Origin of the sequence: Oxynema aestuarii AP17 (assembly GCF_012295525.1) — a bacterium.
In the GTDB taxonomy this organism is placed as follows: domain Bacteria; phylum Cyanobacteriota; class Cyanobacteriia; order Cyanobacteriales; family Laspinemataceae; genus Oxynema; species Oxynema aestuarii.
Genome location: NZ_CP051167.1, coordinates 2,115,103 through 2,128,800 on the forward strand (window position 1 = coordinate 2,115,103; position 13,698 = coordinate 2,128,800).

Annotated in this window: 12 protein-coding genes and 1 CRISPR repeat array (1 of these 13 only partly in view); of the genes, 9 read left to right on the forward strand and 3 right to left on the reverse strand. The window is 52.9% G+C overall.

Annotated features, from left to right (window positions below):
- Positions 1–84 precede the first annotated feature (84 nt).
- Complete coding sequence (locus HCG48_RS08530; protein ID WP_168568774.1) at positions 85–750, reverse strand: hypothetical protein; 666 nt, start codon at positions 748–750, stop codon at positions 85–87.
- A gap of 798 nt (positions 751–1,548) precedes the next feature.
- Between HCG48_RS08530 and HCG48_RS08535 the strand changes: the two genes are divergently transcribed.
- Complete coding sequence (locus tag HCG48_RS08535) at positions 1,549–3,696, forward strand: PhoX family protein (protein WP_168568775.1); 2,148 nt, start codon at positions 1,549–1,551, stop codon at positions 3,694–3,696.
- A gap of 37 nt (positions 3,697–3,733) precedes the next feature.
- Here HCG48_RS08535 and HCG48_RS08540 read toward each other — a convergent pair whose 3' ends face one another.
- Together HCG48_RS08540 and tnpA are read right to left on the reverse strand one after the other, a co-directional pair.
- The gene (locus tag HCG48_RS08540) at positions 3,734–4,516 is read right to left on the reverse strand and encodes an RNA polymerase sigma factor SigF (protein WP_168568776.1); all 783 of its coding nucleotides are present in this window, start codon (positions 4,514–4,516) and stop codon (positions 3,734–3,736) included.
- Between the two features lie 366 nt (positions 4,517–4,882).
- Entirely contained in the window at positions 4,883–5,332 is a 450-nt protein-coding gene (gene tnpA / locus HCG48_RS08545; protein WP_168568777.1) for an IS200/IS605 family transposase, read from the reverse strand.
- Between the two features lie 16 nt (positions 5,333–5,348).
- On the opposite strand from tnpA, the gene HCG48_RS08550 reads away from it, so the two are divergent.
- The 8 genes from HCG48_RS08550 (at position 5,349) to HCG48_RS08585 (ending at position 12,113) form a co-directional block, all read left to right on the forward strand.
- On the forward strand, positions 5,349–6,683 hold the full coding sequence (locus HCG48_RS08550; RefSeq protein ID WP_168568778.1) for an IS200/IS605 family accessory protein TnpB-related protein: 1,335 nt from the start codon (positions 5,349–5,351) through the stop codon (positions 6,681–6,683).
- A gap of 71 nt (positions 6,684–6,754) precedes the next feature.
- Complete coding sequence (locus tag HCG48_RS08555; RefSeq protein ID WP_168568779.1) at positions 6,755–7,480, forward strand: Bax inhibitor-1/YccA family protein; 726 nt, start codon at positions 6,755–6,757, stop codon at positions 7,478–7,480.
- Between the two features lie 207 nt (positions 7,481–7,687).
- Positions 7,688–8,816 (forward strand): peptide chain release factor 2 gene (prfB, locus tag HCG48_RS08560; protein WP_168568780.1). Its coding sequence is split into 2 segments (ribosomal slippage): positions 7,688–7,759 and positions 7,761–8,816, totalling 1,128 coding nucleotides; the frame shifts between segments, so codons are not numbered across the junction.
- A gap of 312 nt (positions 8,817–9,128) precedes the next feature.
- Positions 9,129–9,338, forward strand: a complete 210-nt coding sequence (locus HCG48_RS08565) for a DUF3285 domain-containing protein (RefSeq protein ID WP_168568781.1) — start codon at positions 9,129–9,131, stop codon at positions 9,336–9,338.
- A gap of 27 nt (positions 9,339–9,365) precedes the next feature.
- On the forward strand, positions 9,366–9,872 hold the full coding sequence (gene ybeY / locus HCG48_RS08570) for an rRNA maturation RNase YbeY (RefSeq protein WP_210437251.1): 507 nt from the start codon (positions 9,366–9,368) through the stop codon (positions 9,870–9,872).
- Positions 9,873–10,057: 185 nt separating this feature from the next.
- Entirely contained in the window at positions 10,058–10,513 is a 456-nt protein-coding gene (locus HCG48_RS08575; RefSeq protein ID WP_168571809.1) for a diacylglycerol kinase family protein, read from the forward strand.
- 129 nt (positions 10,514–10,642) lie between these two features.
- Positions 10,643–11,251 carry an anthranilate synthase component II gene (locus HCG48_RS08580; protein WP_168568783.1) on the forward strand — a complete coding sequence of 203 codons (609 nt, stop codon included), beginning with the start codon at positions 10,643–10,645 and terminating at the stop codon, positions 11,249–11,251.
- Positions 11,252–11,309: 58 nt separating this feature from the next.
- Positions 11,310–12,113: an MBL fold metallo-hydrolase gene (locus HCG48_RS08585; protein WP_168571810.1), complete on the forward strand. Its 804-nt coding sequence runs from the start codon at positions 11,310–11,312 to the stop codon at positions 12,111–12,113.
- A gap of 293 nt (positions 12,114–12,406) precedes the next feature.
- Positions 12,407–13,698: direct repeats of the CRISPR family, unit length 37 nt; unit sequence CTTTCAATTAACTGAATCCCGGCAACGGGATTGAAAC (it continues 720 nt past the right edge of the window).

Below are 13,698 nucleotides of genomic sequence, written 5' to 3' on the forward strand. Positions count from 1 at the left end.
CGATTGAATGATGTAGTTATAGCAAAAAAGACCGCCCTCGCCATTGCCTGGGAGGCGATCGCCGCCGAGATGGCTAAAACTGGGCTAAAAACAGTAAATTAAATTGGCAATCGGGACGTATCCATCCCTCGGATACGCCAAGCGCACCCACTGGTGACGCCCGCCTTCGCGATCGTCAACGAGGGTGTAACCGGGTAATAACAGCACCCGATCGCCCGCATCCAATCCCCCGGGAGACGGCGATCGCCCGGAAGCGTCCGTCCGAATTTTTAAGCCGATCGGGGCCGTCAGGCGGTTGACTTGGCGACAGAGGCTTTCTGTCGCCTCCAGGGCGGCGTTACCCGTTGCCGATCCGCAAAAGCCGAGATTGCTGTCACTGGGCAACCCGTGGAGGACGTAGCCCGGAACCGGGGCGGCGACTTCGATCCAAATCTCATCTTCGGAGGTTTCGATCGCCTCGAAATCTTCGACCAGAGTCAATTCGCTGTCAAATCGCAAGGCCCCTAAAATCACCGAACTGCTATTCGGTTTTTCGTGAACTAGCAACCCATCGGGTACATCGACCCGACGACAGAAGATCGAGGGATCGTCGGCGATCGCGGCTTCGTTTTCTTGCGCGATCGATCCTCCCGACGGGAGGGCGGTTGAAGCTTGCGCGATCGCCAGTGGGGCGTGTTGGGTCGCGATCGCCGCTACGCCCGCGAAAATTCCCCAGACTTTCGGCTTCACCCGCCCGAGTGTCTGACCCATGTAATTGACTCCTCTTCCCTCAAAAAAACTGACACCAATCTAGTCATTTATAGCAGAAATATTCTCGGCGTGAATCCCTTGCAAAATCTTTCAGATAGAAGTTAAACTGCCGATCTGGCGGGAGTTTTTTTTTAAAACTAATCTATCTTCAAAAACAATAAATTTGCTTTTTCTCTCGAGAGATAAGCGTACTCAAGCAATAAAAACAACCGCCATTTTATATAAAATTGTTGAATGTTTTTTACAGGATCTAGAGACTCGAAGTGTCCCGATTCCGAGAAGCGATCGACGGCGAGAAGTTCCCGGTTACGATTTGTCAATAGGATTGCAACTGAGTCGATCGTCTATAGCCGTCGTCAATCCGTTGAATCCCAGATCGACCTTGTCAAACCGTCAAATCTCTACAGCACTCGGGCGTCTGACGAGGTACAGTGCCGACCCTCTTATCCCCCCTTCGGGGGATTGCGGGGGAAACGAGCAAAGTCCCCCTTTTTAAGGGGGATTTAGGGGGATCTAAATGTCTTGCATAGCAGAGAAAAATGCTGTGTCCCTACACAGCAATGCCGTGTCTACACCCTAAATTTTATAACCGATTGAGGATGGCTATAGGTTGGCGATCGCCCCTGTTGACCTTCAGCGAACACGCCGAGGATTTAATCGAAAAATTACCTTTTCTTAAACTGAAAGTTCTCTAGGTTGTGATATTCATAGCAATATAGAACTCGACCTGAGCCGCAGCCTGGCTCGTCGAATCTCGTCGAACCGAACCGGAACCCACAGCAGCAACTCACAAGGGCCATGACCCTCAAGCGCAGACATTTTCTCATGTTCATCGGCGCCGGATTGGGTGCCGCCGCCTGCACCTCGATCGCGCAAAAACAGCAGTCTACCCCGCGATCGCCGTCCACGGCAACCTTCAACACCGCATTTAAACCCCTTCAAGGCCCCTTTCCTCTAGATGGCGACCCCCGCAGTAGCGCAGCGCAAATCGAAGCCTACAGCCGTTATCGCCTCGCGGACGACCTGATTTTACCCGAGGGGTACGGCTACTACACGATCGCCGCCTGGGGCGATCCCTTGGGCGATTCGCGATTCGGCTACAACAACGATTACCTCTCATTTATTGCCGTCGGCGACAACGAAGGCTGGTTGACGGTCAACTTCGAGTATATTAGTGGCGGTACCTGGCGGCAGACTTACCCGATCGCGATCGGGCGATCGCTCCCCTTCGAGGAAGTTGCAACGGCGTTAAAATCCCGAGAGGGCAAGATCGACGCGGGGAAGTTACCGGATAAGGATCCCCTCAAAGCCAAAATCCGCGAAATCTGCGAAGCCGCCCTCGAAGATCAAGGAATCGGCGTCGTCCGCCTTCGCAAAAGCAACAATGGCGAGTGGAAATTGGCCGACTCTCCCGCCAACCGCCGAATTTCGGGAATTTCCGGCTTGAAAGGGCGCTATCTCAACGCCACCGGGCCCGGGGTCGCGATTTTTAAAAAGGCCAAAAAACGGGGATTTGAGGATGGATTGGGCGATCGCATCGTCGGGACCTTTGGCAATTGCGCCGGGGGAACCAGTCCCTGGGGAACGGTCTTCAGTGCGGAAGAAAATTTTCAAGCCCAAGTTCCCGAATCCGTTTACCCCGACGGTTCCTCCTTCGACCCGAGTAACCTCCCGTTTCATATCGGCGGGTTGTACGGACAGGGGAACGTGTTCCGGTTGGCGGGCAATAAATACGGCTACATGGTCGAAGTCGATCCGAGTAACCCGGAGGATTACGGGACGAAGCATACGTGGTTGGGACGCTACCGTCACGAAGCGGTCGGGTTTAAGGTGGTGGCGGGTCAACCTCTGGCCCTCTATTCCGGCTGCGATCGCCGGGGCGGTCACTTATACAAATTTGTCAGTAAGGGAACGGTGCGCGATCCCAAAGATAAAGCCAATTCTCAATTACTCGCCGAGGGAATGCTCTACACTGCTATTTTTGAGCCGGGAGGAAGCGGGCGCTGGATTCCCCTCAAAGCGGAAACGGCGATCGATCCGGTGTTGCCCAGTCACTTGGGGGGGGCGAAGGTGAGATTGCCGAAACGTCCGGACGGGGGAACCTTCGAGGTGGCGTCCGATCGCGAGGCGATCGCCTTCAAGCAGCAGTTTAAAACCCTCGGCGACTTGTATGAGGGCAACGCGATCGAAAAACAAGGGGCGATCCTAATCGACGCCCATTATGCTGCCAATGCGGTCGGGGGAACTGCTTGCGCCCGTCCGGAAGACTTGGAAACTGACAGCGAGGGTCGGCTTTATATTGCGTATACTTCCGGATCGGCAGACGGACAAGGCGGCCCCGACTTGCGAATTTTTCGCGGGCCCGACGGCGAACCGTGGGAATACGGCTGGATTATGCGTCTGCGCGAAACTGACGACGATCCGGCGGCGACGAGTTTTGAGTGGGAAATGCTGGCGATGGGGGGCGAACCGGACGCCGGGGGGGCGGGGTTCTCCAATCCCGATAACGTATTGATTGACGGCGATCGCAACGTCTGGATGGTCACGGATATTTCCACTGACCAACAGAATAAGCCCGATGGCGCCGACCGTCGCGGCTGTTTTGGCAATAATTCCGTGTGGCTGATTCCCACCCGAGGAGAAGATGCGGGAAATGCTTATTTATTCGCCACCGGACCGATGGAGTGCGAAATCTGCGGTCCGTTTTTAACCCAAAATCGGGAGACGTTATTTTTAGCGGTCCAGCATCCCGGCGAAATGAACGGCATCCGGGAGGGCGATCGCACCGAAACCCGTAAATTTACCCTCAAAACGACCGATGGCACCTCATTCGTCCAAACCCGCGAGGTTCCCATCGGTTCCAACTGGCCCGATCCCGGTACCCAGAAGCCGCCCAAACCCGCGATCGTTGCGGTCCGTCGCCTGGATGGAGGGGCGATCGTCTGATAGGTGGTTTGCGAGTCTAAATTTGTCTAAAATTCCCCTAAGATTCGACCTGCGCCAACGACGGTTTTAATAACGTCATCAACTCGCCCAATCCCCGTTTGATGCGACGGGTCACCGTCATCGGACTGACGCCGATTTGTTGGGCGACTTCCTTGCGCGGGATTTCTTGGAAAAACACCGATTCGATCGCCCAGCGCGTTTTTTCTTCTAAATTGTTTAAAGCCCCTTGCAACTGCTGGCGTTCTTCTTCCAGACTTTGCAGAGTTTGGTAATGGGTATCGAGTAACGTATCGCCCAGGGTCACCGTACTATCGACTTGATGGGCGACCGTCGCATCCAAACTCAACGGAGTGCGGTTTTGATGGGCTAATTTACTTTCGCGCCACTCGGATAAGGAAACGTCGAGGGCTTGAGCGATTTCGAGGTCTTTGGGCGGACGACCGAGGCTAACGGTCAGACTTTCGCGAACTTTTTGACCTTGCGCTTGCAATTCGCGCCAGCGACGGGGAATTCTAACCGTAGAGGCTTTATCGCGTAGAAAATGCAGCATTTCGCCGCGAATGTAAGGAACGGCAAACGAACTAAAGGCACATCCTTGGGTGGGGTCGAAGCGTTCGATCGCCCGAATCAAGCCCAAATAGCCGATTTGTTCGAGATCCTCGTAAGGTTCCGCGCATTGATGACTGACGCGGTGAGCAATTTTTCTAACCAAACCGACATTCAACCGCACGATTTGATTGCGAATTTGAATGGAGGGATTGTGATGGTAAGCGATTAAAAGTTCCATCCCTCTAGAGCGTACAGAGGATTGATCTGCCATGCTTGTAAATCCTCGAAATAGGTCATCCCCGAGTAAGCTAGGGGCGATCTCTGGGTAGATTTGCTAAAAGATTAACGAAATCTTAATTAATTCTCGTCTACAGCCACGGCCAGCAACAATCGTTCTTCTACGGAATTCGGGGGTGAGGGGCGATCGCCCTCTCCGCGAAACCACTTAAAAATTCAAGGGTTCGAGATCGTTTCTCGTTGCGTTTCATGAAGCTCACCCCCGGGAAGAGTCAGACTCTTGGCAACGCGATCGATCCGTCACAATAGTTATGGTCGAAGACCGTGCCAACTCATCCGGTGTTGGCAGATCCGTGGGTTGAGCAAAACCGCCGCGCATCCTACGAATGAACGCGAAGCGTCATTCGCTAGTTAGCGGCGGACGAAGTTGGCGCGGGTCATCCTGATTCTCGATGTACTTCAGGAGAGTTTCGATATTGGCTTGCCCGACCGTCGTCATCAGTCCGTAAGCCCGGTTCCAGAAATAAGGCTTCCAGTAGAAGGGGCGTAGCTGCTCGGCAAACTCCTGGCGCATTTTTCGGGCTGATACCGACTTCAAGTTTTTCACCAAGTCAGAGAGCCTAATTGTGGGGTCAACCTCGAACAGCAGATGAACATGGTCAGGCTCCCCGCCAAACTCAATCAACTCTCCTCCCCACTTGACCAATAGATCGGTGAATATCACCTCTAGCCTGTTCAGCATCTCTGCACTCAGACATTTATGCCGATACTTCATGGACAGAACTAAGTGATAACACAGCCTGTAAGCGCTGTGATTTCTCGTCTTCAGGGTGACAAAATCTCGTTCCATGCTAAAATACTTCATTATGAGTAAAGCTATTGTACGCACTGATAAATGGGGCTTGCAACCATCGCCAGAAGTGAGACTTCACCTGGCGGCAACGGTGGATGAGTACCGGGCTTACTGCAAAGCTCTGAGCTATGTGGTCATGGGCCACTGGCCGGAACTGGTTGCAGCAAAAAGCTTCTGTGCGGCAGTAGAAAAGCTCATTCATCGCACCAGAAAGAATCCAGATCCGAAGTATCTCTATTTTGGCAAACGGTTCTACAAATTCCCGTCCTACCTACGTCGTGCTGCTATCAAGTTTGTAGAAGGACAGGTCTCTTCCTATCTGACTCGATACCGAGAATGGCAGTCAGGAGTTCGGAAGCGTCGGGATGCTAAGCCACCTGCTTTTAATGTGGATGCCGAATGTTATCCGGCACTCTACAAAGGGCAGTTGGTGAAGTTCGACGTTCACCTGATGGTGGCCTGGATTAAGGTTTGGAATGGCTCTGATTGGGTCTGGGCAGAAGTCCCGATTGCCAGCAAACGGCATCGGCATCTAATCGGCTCAATCAAGTCTCCCTATCTGGTGGTTTCCCAGAAGCGCTGTCATCTGGCAGTGCCCTTCGGAATCGTCCCGCCTAAGTGGGAAACCGATGTGGTGTGTGCGGTAGACGTAGGAATCAATACCCTGGCTACAGCCTCAATTGTTTGTCCAGACGGCACTGTATTGGCCCGGAAATTCATTCATCCGGCCTCTGACATAGACCGTCGAGACAAACAGACCAACATCATCCGACAAAAGGCACGAAAGACCAAAACGTTGCACCGTGGATTTGCTAAGACTCCGTACCGCAAGGCAAAAGGCATCAACGCCAACATTGCTCGGCAGGTATCTCGGCAAATCGTTAATTTTGCCCTAGAGCATGGAGCCAGTACGATCGTCTTTGAAGACCTGAAGGGCTGGCGTCCCAAAGGCGGCAAGAAGCGGTCAAACCTGAAGCAGAGGTTTCATGGCTGGCTGCATCGTCGTCTCGTGTTACTGACACAGGAGAAGTTTCAGGAAGTTGGGGGTAAAACCGAGTATGTTTATGCTCGGGGTACGTCCTCTTGGGCTTTTGACGGCAGTGGCAAGGTGCGACGCTCTAAAACTCAGTACGAATTAGCGACATTCGCCAATGGGAAGCGGTACAACGCAGATTTGGGGGCGTCGTATAATATCGCCGCTCGATATCTGGCCTACAAACTGAAGCTGACCCGCCGAAAGGACGGGCAGGTAGCGAAAGGCAAAAGTTCCTGCGCTACACCGAGAATGCCGGTCACCCTCTCTCTGCTATGGGATTGGGAAGCCGCTTATGAACGCGAAGCGTCATGAGCGGAGCATTCACTGCAAAGATCGCTCAATAACCCACCAACATCAGACCAAAACGAAATCGAAAATCGCTCATGAGCAATACCAGTAATTTTCAAAACGCCTTTCAAAAAGCGCGATCGCAATCCCTCGTCGGCCCCAACGTCATCCCCAAAGCCCTCCCCTTCCTCGGCGGCGGACTCGTTCTCACCGCTTTAGGCACCTATGGCGGTTTGAGCGTGTTGACCAACTCCCCCAACCTGTTCGTGACCACATTTTGGGGCGCCTTAATCCTCGAATTAATCCTGTTCTTCGCCGTGCGCGGGGTCGCCGAAAAAGCCAATAACAGCGTCGCCTTGCCCCTGTTGGTGACCTATAGCTTGCTCTCCGGCTACACCCTCGCCGGGATTGTCTCTCTCGCCCTCAGTACCCAAGGCGTCGGCATCGAAGGGATCGGGATCGCCGCATTAGGGTGTGGCGTCACCTTCATCGCCGCCCGCCAAATCGGTTCCAACCTCGGCGACGAAGACGGGCTCGCCCTCACCCAAACCGTGCAACTCGGCATTATCGCCTTACTGGTGGTTCTCGTCGCCCAACTGTTGCTCGGCTTTTTTGGCATTTACACCCCCACCTGGCTCGAAATCGGGATCTCCGGTTTGGGAGTGCTGCTCTTTTGCGGGGCGGCGGTGGTCGATTTCTACATCTTGCCGCGCACCTATCGCGACGAACAATATTTGAGTGCGGCGCTGTCGATGTACTTGACCTACATTAACCTGTTCATCTTCATCCTGCGCCTGCTGATTGCCTTCAATCGCGACTGAGACGCTACGGACAGGCTAACCCACTAACCAAGATTTGAACGAGATCCGGCGAACGAGATCGGGGTATGCTGCCACGTACCCCGATTTCGTTTTTGGAGGGCGAGAACAGTTGCCAGAATGGCCCATTCCAGATCGATTTGCCATCAAATCCGGCTAGAATCGAGAGTGTAGTGAACCTCTCGATCGCAGAAACTCCCTGGAATAACGATGGACTTGCTAGAAATCAAACGCGAAATCGAAATGTTGTCCGATCGCCTGGGTAAAACCCAGGAGTATCTTTGACTTACCCGCACTGAAAGCTAAAATCCACGACTTAGAGCAGTTGGCGGCTCAGCCGGACTTTTGGGACGACCAAACCCACGCCCAGCAGACGTTACAAGAACTCAACGACTTGAAGTCCCATCTGGAGCAGTACGCAGAATGGACTAGTTCGCTGGAAGATACCAAAGCCATTCTCGAATTGCTCGAACTCGAAAGCGACGAAGGGTTGAACCAAGAAGCCGAACAGAATCTTACCCGACTGGCCCGGGAACTCGATCGCTGGGAACTCCAACAACTACTCTCGGGTCCTTACGACAAGAACGGCGCCATCCTGTCCATTAATGCGGGGGCGGGAGGTACCGACGCTCAAGATTGGGCCGAAATGTTACTGCGGATGTACACCCGTTGGGGAGAAGCCCACGGCTACAAAGTCCACTGTATGGAACTGTCCGAAGGGGACGAAGCCGGGATCAAATCGGCCACCTTAGAACTCGAAGGGCGTTATGCTTACGGCTATTTACGCGGGGAGAAAGGCACCCATCGCTTGGTGCGGATTTCGCCGTTTAATGCCAATGGGAAGCGTCAGACGAGTTTCGCCGGGGTGGAAGTGATGCCGATTCTCGACGATTCGATCGAGTTGGAGATTCCAGAGAAGGATTTGGAAATTACCACCACTCGTTCCGGCGGAAAAGGCGGGCAGAATGTCAACAAGGTGGAAACGGCGGTGCGAATCGTCCACGTGCCCACGGGGATTGCGGTTCGCTGTACCCAGGAGCGATCGCAACTGCAAAATAAAGAAAAAGCCCTGGCGATTTTAAAGGCAAAATTGCTCACCGTCGCCCAAGAGCAACGGGCCAAGGAAATCGCCGAAATTCGAGGCGATATGGTCGAGGCGGCTTGGGGAAACCAAATCCGCAATTATGTTTTTCATCCCTATCAAATGGTCAAGGATTTGCGAACTGGAACCGAAACCACGGCGATTGGCGACGTGATGGATGGAGAACTCGACGAGTTTGTCGAAACTTACTTGCGTCAAGACAATCAAATTGGTGAATTTGCCAGTGCTTCTGTCTGAGGTGGGGGTAAGTTTTCGAGACCGAAACGGTTCGGAAAAAGCGGAAGCGGCGATCGCCTTCGTTTTTTCCGATTTTTTGATTTCGAGCAACTCCCCGGGCGATTTCGCGGGGACTGAGGGCGAGGCGGCGGCGATCGCCCCCCCCCGAAATCCGCCATTCTTGCGACTCCCTTTTTGTTAGAATTTGGGACAATTCTCGCTTTTTGTCATCTTCTAACCGTCGCGAATTTTTGTTAATTTTCCGTACTTTTCCGTACTTTTCCTTGCCTTTCTGTACTTTTGTGTAATCTTCTACCACACTAATCCTTATCGATGAACGACTCTTCGACTGCTCCAGAAACTGCCGACTTAGAAAACAACCCCACCCCTGAAGCCGCTAGTGCTGGCGAACCGCCGCCGAGTTATGTCAAGCTGGCGATGCGCAATATGGTTCGCAAAGGGGGCAAGTCCCTCAAACACTTTTTCTTGACCGCCACCGGGCTGATTGCCCTTCTCGTCGGTCTGTCTTATTTAACCCGTTGAGTACCTACCCCAGTGATTGACCGACGGATCGAACTCGAACTGAGCGTGCAGCAACCTTTCTGGGAAAGTCCGGGGGCGGCGTCTTTCCCGGATCCCGCGATCGCCTCCGAGACCTGGGAAAGCTGGTTTGCATCCTGGTTGGCGCTGATGCGGGCTGAATTACCCAGTGCGAGGGGCTACGAACTGAGCGTGCGTCTGAGTGACGATGGGGAAATTCGACAACTCAACGCCGGATATCGTCAGCAAGACAAACCCACGGACGTGTTAGCTTTTGCCGCTTTGGAAGTCGATTCCCCACTGGCGGGGCCGTTCGAGTCGGATGACCTCCTTTATTTAGGAGATATTGCGATTTCTGTAGAAACGGCGGCGCGTCAGGCGATCGCCCGGGGCCACGGTTTAACCGTCGAACTGGCGTGGTTGGCGGCTCACGGGTTGCTACATTTGTTGGGCTGGGATCACCCCGACGACGACAGTCTCTCGCGCATGTTGGCGCAGCAAGAAACTTTGCTCCATGCTGTCGGTCTTGAAATTTAAGCGTTGACCGGGAAAAGCGTGCCAGGTAACAATTATCCATCTAATCCAGTTGTAGGATGAGACGGCCCGAGGTCAACGTCAACCGTTCCAAAAAGGTTTTAGCCATGAATGCAAATCGACGGTCCGTGCCTGTAGACTTATCCCAAAGCCTTGCCCATCAATCGTTCGTGTCTGAGAGTTTGCCTATGTCCCACGAAGTCCCGACGCCGCCGACCAAGCGAAGCGGGAAATCGAGCCCAGTCGATCGCCAATTTTCCTGGAAAATCGCTAACAGTCTCCTGATTAGTTTTAAATATGCTTGGCAGGGCATTACCTATGCTTTTGGCACCCAGCGTAATTTTCGCATTCACGTCGCGATCGGGAGTTTGGCGGTCAGTTTGGGGGTGGCGCTGAGTCTGACTGGACTGGAACTGGCGATTATCAGCCTCACAATTGGCTTGGTGTTGACGTTGGAGTTGCTCAATACGGCGATCGAGTCGGTGGTCGATTTGACCGTCGAGCAGACTTACCACGAACTGGCTAAAATTGCCAAAGATTGCGCGGCGGGGGCGGTGATGGTGTCTTCGTTTGCAGCGATTACGGTGGCGGGATTGCTGATTATCCCGCGCTTGTACGGGGCGATCGCCGCCCTGTTTTTCTAGCCTCTTGTTCTAGAAAGATCGTACTCTAGAAAAGTTGTAGAAACATCCGCCTTCAAGACCGATCGCCCTATAGCATAACAACGCGGTTATGTCAACCCCAATTTTCCCATTCGCCAAGGAGTACGAGCCGTGATCGTCGTTATCGATAACTATGACAGCTTTACCTACAACCTCGTCCAGTATTTGGGCGAACTTGGGAACGATTGGCCCGTCGCCTCTGAAATTCGGGTCTATCGCAACGATCGCCTTTCGGTCGAAGAACTCGAACAACTGCAACCGAGTGCGATCGTTATTTCCCCCGGTCCCGGACGCCCGGAAGACGCGGGAATTTCCCTCGAAATTATCGAAAAATTAGGGCCGACGATCCCGATTCTCGGCGTTTGCTTGGGTCACCAATGTATCGGTCAAGTCTTTGGCGGTAAAATCGTTTCGGCGGCGGAACTGATGCACGGCAAAACCTCCGAAGTCCATCACAACGATGTCGGCGTTTTCCGAGGCATCGAAAATCCGATGACCGCCACCCGCTATCACAGCCTGGTCATCGACCGCAATACTTGCCCGCCGGATCTCGAAATCACCGCGTGGGTGGAAGACGGCACGATTATGGGAGTCCGTCACCGCCACTATCCCCACATCCAAGGGGTTCAATTCCATCCGGAAAGTATTCTGACCCAATCGGGCAAACAGTTACTGACCAATTTTCTCAGTCAAGTGAAGGAGTTGTCTGTCGCCCGTTAACCCGGTTCGACCGGGGGCAGATCGAGTGATACGGATGTCGAATTTTTTGGGAACGATCGTGAATCGCCGACAGTTATTGAAATATGCCAGTCTCGGAGTCTTGAGTGCAGTAGGCACGGGGTGGCCCTCCATGGGACAGCCGGGACGGGCGCAGAGTACGAGTCCGTCGCCGAGTCCGACCCCGGCGAGCAATGCTTTAACCGTACAGTGGTTGGGGCATACGGCGTTTTTGTTTAGCGGTGGAGGGCGGCGCGTTTTAGTCAATCCTTTTCGCAACCTCGGTTGTACCGCCGGGTATCGCCCGCCGAAGGTGGGGGCGGATTTGGTGCTGATTAGTTCGCGCTTGCTCGACGAGGGCGCCACGGACGGGCTGCCGGGGAGTCCGAGGTTGCTTTACGAACCGGGAGCTTATCAACTCGGGAGTGAGTCGATTCAGGGGATTCGCACGGATCACGACCTCGAAGGCGGTCGCCGTTTTGGGATTAATGTAGTTTGGGTGTGGTCCCAGGCGGGGCTTCGGATCGTCCATTTGGGCGGGGCGGCGGCGCCGATTACGATGGAGCAGCAAATTTTGATCGGTCGTCCGGACCTGTTGTTGCTTCCCGTCGGTGGCGGTCCGAAAGCTTACGGTCCGGAGGCGGCGAAGGCGACGATGGATCGACTCAATCCGCGTTTGGTGATTCCGACTCATTATCTAACGGAAGCGGCGGGGCAAGGGTGCGAGTTGGTAGAGGTGGATCGGTTTTTGAGTTTGGTGGATCCGGCGATCGTCGATCGCGCTGGAGGCGATACGCTGCAACTGACTCGGGAAAGTTTGCCGGAAACGGGGACGAGAGTGAAGGTGTTGAGTTATCGGTTTTAGGCGATCGGATGGGTTAAGGTGGGTGGAGGGGCGATCGGAAAAATTTTTCTGAGGGGGTAGACAGGAGTGACGGGCGATCGTATGATGTCAACTAAGCCAATTTCTGGCGGGGGAAAGCGGGGTCGATTTCCCCGGGGGTCCCGCCAAAAGTCTAGAACCTTTACAAATCAATAGTTTACGAGTTTTTGAGTGCCTCGGTTGGCCGAAGGCCAACGGCTGAAACGGGGGTTTGAGTAGACTCCCGCCAAAAACGGCTCAACGAAGCGCTCTGGGTGTACGTTTCAGCACCCGGTCTTTCAATTAACTGAATCCCGGCAACGGGATTGAAACACTATGCACATCGGCGACAAGGTGCGCAATCGTCTCCCGGCTTTCAATTAACTGAATCCCGGCAACGGGATTGAAACTATTCACCCCATCGCTTTCACTACCGGACTGACCTTTCAATTAACTGAATCCCGGCAACGGGATTGAAACATTACAGCTCTAGTATAGAATGGTAAAGGATACTTTCTTTCAATTAACTGAATCCCGGCAACGGGATTGAAACTTCTGATGGAAAGCTTTGGGATTTCATGATTTCCTCTTTCAATTAACTGAATCCCGGCAACGGGATTGAAACCTACCTCAACAATAACTTCGAGAAGAAACTCAACTCCGACTTTCAATTAACTGAATCCCGGCAACGGGATTGAAACTTTATCGAAGGGGGGGCGATCGAGATCGAGGGAGACTTTCAATTAACTGAATCCCGGCAACGGGATTGAAACCCAAGCGGTATCCTACCTGGGCGCATACATATTGCCGGCTTTCAATTAACTGAATCCCGGCAACGGGATTGAAACCTAAGTGAGAAAGAGGCGAACGAAAGCATTTTAGACTTTCAATTAACTGAATCCCGGCAACGGGATTGAAACTACTCGTATCTAGACCAATTTTTTCGCTTTCTGCGTTCTTTCAATTAACTGAATCCCGGCAACGGGATTGAAACTAGCACTTTTCTGCTTTGAAGTGAGATTATCTCCGCTCTTTCAATTAACTGAATCCCGGCAACGGGATTGAAACCCCGATCGATTTCCGACATCTCCTTGATCGTTCGCTTTCAATTAACTGAATCCCGGCAACGGGATTGAAACCAATTTGGCCTGAGCATGCGCAGCAGCTCGAAGCTGCTTTCAATTAACTGAATCCCGGCAACGGGATTGAAACCAGACTAACTGTCAAAATTGCCGCCGCTCGATTTCTTTCAATTAACTGAATCCCGGCAACGGGATTGAAACGAACCTCAAATGAACGATATCGGCATCCATGACTTTCAATTAACTGAATCCCGGCAACGGGATTGAAACCGATCTGTCGCTGAATGATTCATGGTTTGTTTTCTAACTTTCAATTAACTGAATCCCGGCAACGGGATTGAAACCACGCGCATCATGGCATCCTCGCTGGATTCGGGGATCTTTCAATTAACTGAATCCCGGCAACGGGATTGAAACTTTATATATATCTGAGGTACTATCTAATATCTGATTTCTTTCAATTAACTGAATCCCGGCAACGGGATTGAAACATGAGTAACCCTTTA

Excerpts from the sequence above, each read along its gene's own strand:
- HCG48_RS08530 (WP_168568774.1), bottom strand. The coding sequence starts at position 750 with ATGGGTCAGACACTCGGGCGGGTGAAGCCGAAAGTCTGGGGAATTTTC.
- HCG48_RS08535 (WP_168568775.1), top strand. The coding sequence starts at position 1,549 with ATGACCCTCAAGCGCAGACATTTTCTCATGTTCATCGGCGCCGGATTG.
- HCG48_RS08540 (WP_168568776.1), bottom strand. The coding sequence starts at position 4,516 with ATGGCAGATCAATCCTCTGTACGCTCTAGAGGGATGGAACTTTTAATC.
- tnpA (WP_168568777.1), bottom strand. The coding sequence starts at position 5,332 with ATGGAACGAGATTTTGTCACCCTGAAGACGAGAAATCACAGCGCTTAC.
- HCG48_RS08550 (WP_168568778.1), top strand. The coding sequence starts at position 5,349 with ATGAGTAAAGCTATTGTACGCACTGATAAATGGGGCTTGCAACCATCG.
- HCG48_RS08555 (WP_168568779.1), top strand. The coding sequence starts at position 6,755 with ATGAGCAATACCAGTAATTTTCAAAACGCCTTTCAAAAAGCGCGATCG.
- HCG48_RS08565 (WP_168568781.1), top strand. The coding sequence starts at position 9,129 with ATGAACGACTCTTCGACTGCTCCAGAAACTGCCGACTTAGAAAACAAC.
- HCG48_RS08575 (WP_168571809.1), top strand. The coding sequence starts at position 10,058 with ATGTCCCACGAAGTCCCGACGCCGCCGACCAAGCGAAGCGGGAAATCG.